The sequence below is a fragment of the Mycobacterium sp. E3247 genome, assembly GCF_001667785.1.
Classification (GTDB): Bacteria; Actinomycetota; Actinomycetes; order Mycobacteriales; family Mycobacteriaceae; genus Mycobacterium.
In genome coordinates this window covers 1-5,149 of the sequence record NZ_LZJG01000110.1, presented here as the reverse complement: position 1 = coordinate 5,149, position 5,149 = coordinate 1, and the positions used below count along the sequence as shown (strand labels likewise).

At 65.2% G+C, this 5,149-nt stretch carries 5 protein-coding genes and 1 pseudogene; 2 read left to right on the top strand and 4 right to left on the bottom strand.

All coding sequences use genetic code 11. The annotated features are described in order from the left end of the window. Positions 1 to 575 (bottom strand): ribonucleotide-diphosphate reductase subunit beta (locus A9X04_RS05590; protein ID WP_197509060.1); only part of this gene is annotated, 575 nt, incomplete at its 3' end. 234 nt (positions 576 to 809) lie between these two features. Here A9X04_RS05590 and A9X04_RS05585 point away from each other — a divergent pair. Both A9X04_RS05585 and A9X04_RS05580 read left to right on the top strand, forming a co-directional pair. After that, positions 810 to 1,253 carry an SRPBCC family protein gene (locus A9X04_RS05585; RefSeq protein WP_067918525.1) on the top strand — a complete coding sequence of 148 codons (444 nt, stop codon included), beginning with the start codon at positions 810 to 812 and terminating at the stop codon, positions 1,251 to 1,253. After that, complete coding sequence (locus A9X04_RS05580; protein WP_067918523.1) at positions 1,240 to 1,797, top strand: TetR/AcrR family transcriptional regulator; 558 nt, start codon at positions 1,240 to 1,242, stop codon at positions 1,795 to 1,797. Before A9X04_RS05585 ends, A9X04_RS05580 begins: the two co-directional genes overlap by 14 nt. Here the strand turns inward: A9X04_RS05580 and A9X04_RS05575 are convergent. From A9X04_RS05575 to A9X04_RS05565, 3 genes and pseudogenes are all read right to left on the bottom strand, one after another. Beyond that, complete coding sequence (locus A9X04_RS05575) at positions 1,765 to 3,303, bottom strand: NAD(P)/FAD-dependent oxidoreductase (protein WP_067918521.1); 1,539 nt, start codon at positions 3,301 to 3,303, stop codon at positions 1,765 to 1,767. The genes A9X04_RS05580 and A9X04_RS05575 overlap by 33 nt on opposite strands. Positions 3,304 to 3,408: 105 nt before the next feature. After that, positions 3,409 to 4,143 carry a TetR/AcrR family transcriptional regulator gene (locus A9X04_RS05570; RefSeq protein WP_102419904.1) on the bottom strand — a complete coding sequence of 245 codons (735 nt, stop codon included), beginning with the start codon at positions 4,141 to 4,143 and terminating at the stop codon, positions 3,409 to 3,411. Between the two features lie 79 nt (positions 4,144 to 4,222). After that, positions 4,223 to 5,149, bottom strand: a pseudogene (locus tag A9X04_RS05565) (ribonucleotide-diphosphate reductase subunit alpha); the annotation flags it as partial.

Sequence of the window (5,149 nt, the reverse complement as noted above, 5' to 3'; positions counted from 1 at the left end):
AGCCGGATCATGTCGGCGGTGTTGGTCAGCTTGGCCCGGCTCGACCAGTACATCGGCAGGTAGAAGCCGGAGTAGAACAGGAAGCTTTCCAGCAGCGTGGAGGCCACCTTGCGCTTGAGCGGCTCGTCACCTTTGTAGTACTGCATGACGATCTCGGCCTTGCGCTGCAGGTTGGGGTTCTCCTCCGACCAGCGGAAGGCGTCGTCGATCTCGGCGGTGGAGCACAGGGTGGAGAAGATGTTGCTGTAGCTGCGCGCGTGCACCGACTCCATGAAGGCGATGTTGGTGTAGACGGCCTCCTCGTGCGGGGTCAGCGCATCGGGGATCAGGCTGACCGCCCCCACCGTGCCCTGGATGGTGTCCAGCAGCGTCAGCCCGGTGAACACCCGCATGGTCATCTGCTTCTCGTGAGCGGTCAACGTGCCCCACGACGGCAGGTCGTTGGACACCGGCACCTTCTCGGGCAGCCAGAAGTTTCCGGTCAGCCGGTCCCAGACCTCGGCGTCCTTGTCGTCCTGCAGCCGGTTCCAGTTGATCGCCGAAACGCGGTCAATCAGCTTCATGTTCTCGGTCACCAGAACCCCACCTCACCAGCCGTCTTTGGCTGACAGTTGCCTGCAGATCTTCAGGCTCCAAACACTACCCCTGGGGTACGACAACGGAGCGGAACACAAGACGTTGTGTTTGCGTGTCGCGACATACCCCGCGTTCACTTGCACTCCTTCGAGTATTACGCGCTCGCCGCGGCACGGTAGCGAAGTCTGGTCAGGCCCTATCCAACAACCACCACAGGATGTACCATTTGGTACATGATTACCGAAGACAGCGTCGAGATCGACGCGCCGCCGCAGCTGGTGTGGGATGTCTTCAGCGACGTGGAGCACTGGCCCGAATGGACCGCCTCGGTGACGTCGCTGGTCGGACGGGACGGCCCTGCGCTCGGGATCGGCAAGCGGTTCACCATCAAGCAGCCCGGCATGTCGAAGCTGGTCTGGAAGGTCACCGAGATCGACCCGGGTTCCTCGTGGACGTGGGTACAACGCTCCCCCGGCGTGAACGTCATCGCTCGCCACTATGTGACCGCCCGACCCGACGGCGGCACGCTCGTGCGCCAGCAACTGGATCAGCGCGGGATGCTCGGCGCACTGGTCGGGCGGCTGATGCTCAACAAGACCAAGCGATTCCTCAAAATCGAGGCCCAGGGACTCAAGGCCCGGTCTGAGCAGCTCAGCCGCGCCAATGACCCGAGCTGATTCCGAACGGCGCCGGCAGCTCCTCGACGCACTCGTCGACGAGTTCGCGGCGGGCGGCGTCGGCGACCGCTCCTTGCGTGAGGTGGCCGCGGCGGTCGGCACCAGCCATCGAATGCTGTTGCACCACTTCGGATCTCGAGAGGGCCTGCTGCTTGCGGTGGTCGAAGAGGTCGAGCGCCGGCAGATGGGCGTGCTGGCCGGCCTCCCCACGACGCCGGCGGAAGGTTTCGCCGCCATGTGGGCAGACGTCCGTCGACCCGAGCTCCGGCAGTGGGAACGCCTGTTCTTCGAGTGCTACGCCCGCGCGGCGCAGAGCGAAAAACCTTTCGCCGGTATGGTTCCCGGCGCCGTCGACAAGTGGCTCGCGGAGATCGAGGCCGTCACCGACGGTCCGGTCGACCCGGCCATGGCGAGGCTCGGGCTGGCCGTGATCCGCGGCCTGCTGCTGGACCTGGTGGCCACCGACGACGACGCGGGCGTCGACGCGGCCGCGCGGGCCTTCGTGAGCCTGCTAGGCGGTCGCGACCTCACGGCCGGCACGTGATCCCGCCCCGAAGAACTGATACTCCTCCGGCTTGATCGAGCGGGTGTCGCGCCAGTACTCCCAGGTGTAGCCACCCCACAGCACCGTGTTCTTGCCGTGCTCGTCGAGGTACCAGCTGCTGCATCCGCCGCTGTTCCACACCGAATGCCCCAGCCTGCGCTGCAACTCGTCGTTGAAGGCGTCCTGCGCGGCGCGCGTCGGCGCCAGCGCCGCCACGCCCCGCTTGTCGCAGGCCTTGATGGCGCTGGCGACGTAGCGAATCTGGGACTCGATCATGAAGACCACCGAGTTGTGGCCCAGGCCGGTGTTCGGCCCCAGCAGGAAGAACAGGTTGGGCATGTCGGCGACCGTGATGCCGCGGTGCGCGGCGATGCCCTCCCGGTTCCAGCGGTCCACCAGGTCCTCGCCGTTGTGCCCCTTGATCTGGACGTAGGTGTAGGAGTCGGTGACGTGGAATCCGGTGCCGTACACGATCACGTCGACTTCGCGCTCTTTGCCGTCGGCGGTGACGATGCCGGTGGGCGTGATCCGCTGGATGTGGTCGGTGATCAGTTCGGTCTTCGGATCCGCGACCGCGGGATAGTAGGTCGAGGAGTTCAGGATTCGCTTACACCCGATCCGGTAGTGCGGGGTCAGCTTGCGACGCAGCTCGCGATCCTTGACCGATCGGCGAATGTTGTATTTGACGTAGGCCTCGATGAACTTCAAGGCGTTAGGGCGCTTGGTCATACCGACGGCCAGGGCCTCTTGACCCCAATAAATCACCGCACGCACCAGCGCCCGCAGGCCGGGGACGTTGGCCATCGCCCGCCGCAACGCCACGGGGATCTCGGGGTTGGAGCGCGGTACCACCCAGGGCGGAGTGCGTTGGTAGAGCTGCAGTTCGGCCACCTGCCCGACGATCTCCGGCACGATCTGGATGGCGCTGGCGCCGGTCCCGATCATCGCCACCCGCTTGCCGGTCAGGTCGACGGTGTGGTCCCATTCCGCGGAATGGAAAGCGGGACCGCGGAATTCGTCACGGCCCTCGATGTCGGGCATGGCCGGTATGTGCAGCGCGCCCGCGCCCGAGATCAGGAACTGCCCGACGAACTCGCGGCCGTCTTTGGTGAAGACGTGCCAGCGCTGCTCGTCGTCGTCCCAGTGGGCCCGATCGACGTGCGAATTGAACTGGATGTAGCGGCGCAACCCGTATTTCTCGGTGACTCCCTTCAGGTAGTCCCAGATCTCGGGCTGATAGGAGAACGGGTTGCGCCAGTCGGGCTTGGGCTCGAACGAGAACGAGTACAGGTGCGACGGGATGTCGCAGGCGCAGCCGGGATAGCTGTTGTCGCGCCACGTGCCGCCGACGTCGTCGAACTTCTCCAGGATGACGAAGTCCACACCCTGTTGTTGCAGCTTGATCGCCATCCCCAGGCCGGAGAACCCGGTCCCGATGATGATGGCGCGCGCGTGGACGGGCCGGTGCGCGGATACCGGTTCGGCTTGTGTCACAACGTCGGTCACGGTGTATCGATCTTCCTGTCGGTTTCCGCAAATACCCAGTACCCAGGGTATCGGATGGCACGAGTGTCGACGATCGCCGGAGCGATGTCAACGTGCCAAAAGTCCTCAGCTTGCCGCGGGGTTGCTGGGCACCACGCTATGAATCGGCTGGTCGGGGTCCATACGGATGCCGAGCGCCTCGGCGGTCCCGACGATCATCCCGACCATGATCGTCGTCAGGTGGGCGACGAACTGCTCACGCGGCATGCGGCGCGGGCTGTCGGCGTCGGGCCCCAGCCACCATTCGGTGGCCGACGCCGCCGACCCGAAGGCCGCATTCCCGGCCAGTTCGAATGCCGCATGGTCCAGTTCCATCTCGCGCAGCTCGTTGTCGAACATGTCGGCCACGGCCAGGGTGATCCCCCGGCCCTCGTTGAGGATCTGCGGGCTCGCCGCGGAGCGACCCTGGATGAAGACCCGCAGCACGTTGGGATGCTGGTCGACCAGGTTGACGTACTCCTCGACGGCGCGGCGGATGACCTCGCGGGAGGAGTCGGTCTTCAGGTCGATCGACGGGAAGATGGCCGCCCACAGCATGTCGCGCAGCCGTTCGCCGATGGCCTGGAACAGGTCGGCCTTGTCGTGGAAATGCCGGTAGATCTTCGGCTTGGCGGTGCCGGCCTCCTCGGCGATCTCCCGCACGCTCAGCTCGGGGCCCAGGCGGTCGATGGCGCGGAAGGCCGCGTCCACGATTTCGCCGCGCACCTTCTTGCGATGTTCACGCCACCGCTCGCTGCGCGCGTCGACCTTGGCCCCGGGCGGCTTTACGCTGGGGTGGGGTGGTCGCGGAATTCTCACCACGTCATGCACCATACCCCTCCGGCGACCGTTTGAGCCGCTGACCTGGGCAGACTGCGCGCCAGGGGCCCCGGGCAGGCGTTCAGAGCATGCAGGACACGCAGCCCTCGACCTCGGTGCCCTCCAAAGCCATTTGCCGCAGCCGGATGTAGTAGAGCGTCTTGATGCCCTTGCGCCAGGCGTAGATCTGCGCCTTGTTCACGTCGCGGGTGGTGGCCGTGTCCTTGAAGAACAGCGTCAGGCTCAGTCCCTGGTCCACGTGCTGGGTGGCCGCGGCGTAGGTGTCGATGACCTTCTCGTAGCCGATCTCGTAGGCGTCCTGGAAGTACTCCAGGTTGTCGTTGGTCATGTAGGGCGCCGGGTAGTAGACGCGGCCGATCTTGCCTTCCTTGCGGATCTCGACCTTGCTGGCGATCGGGTGGATCGAGCTCGTCGAGTGATTGATGTAGGAGATCGACCCGGTCGGCGGGACGGCCTGCAGGTTCTGGTTGTAGATGCCGTGCGCCTGCACCGACTCCTTCAACCGCTTCCAGTCGTCTTGCGTCGGAATCCGGATGCCGGCATCGGCGAAGAGCTGACGCACCTTGTCGGTCTGCGGCTCCCACGCCTGGTCGGTGTACTTGTCGAAGAACTCCCCCGAGGCGTACTTCGACCGCTCGAAACCGCCGAAGGCCCTGCCCCGTTCGATCGCGATGCGGTTGGACGCCCGCAGCGCGTGGTAGAGCACCGTGTAGAAGTAGATGTTGGTGAAGTCGATGCCCTCTTCGGAACCGTAGAAGATGCGCTCGCGCGCGAGGTAGCCGTGCAGGTTCATCTGCCCCAGGCCGATCGCGTGGGATTCGTTGTTGCCCTGCTCGATTGAAGGCACCGACGTGATGTGCGTCTGGTCGCTCACCGCGGTCAGCGCGCGGATGGCCACCTCGATGGTCTGCGCGAAGTCCGGCGAGTCCATCGCCTTGGCGATGTTCAACGAACCGAGGTTGCACGAAATGTCCTTGCCCACTTTGGC

What these genes read in the sequence shown, in the direction of transcription:
- A9X04_RS05585 (WP_067918525.1), top strand. Translation starts at nt 810, where the DNA reads ATGATTACCGAAGACAGCGTCGAGATCGACGCGCCGCCGCAGCTGGTG.
- A9X04_RS05580 (WP_067918523.1), top strand. Translation starts at nt 1,240, where the DNA reads ATGACCCGAGCTGATTCCGAACGGCGCCGGCAGCTCCTCGACGCACTC.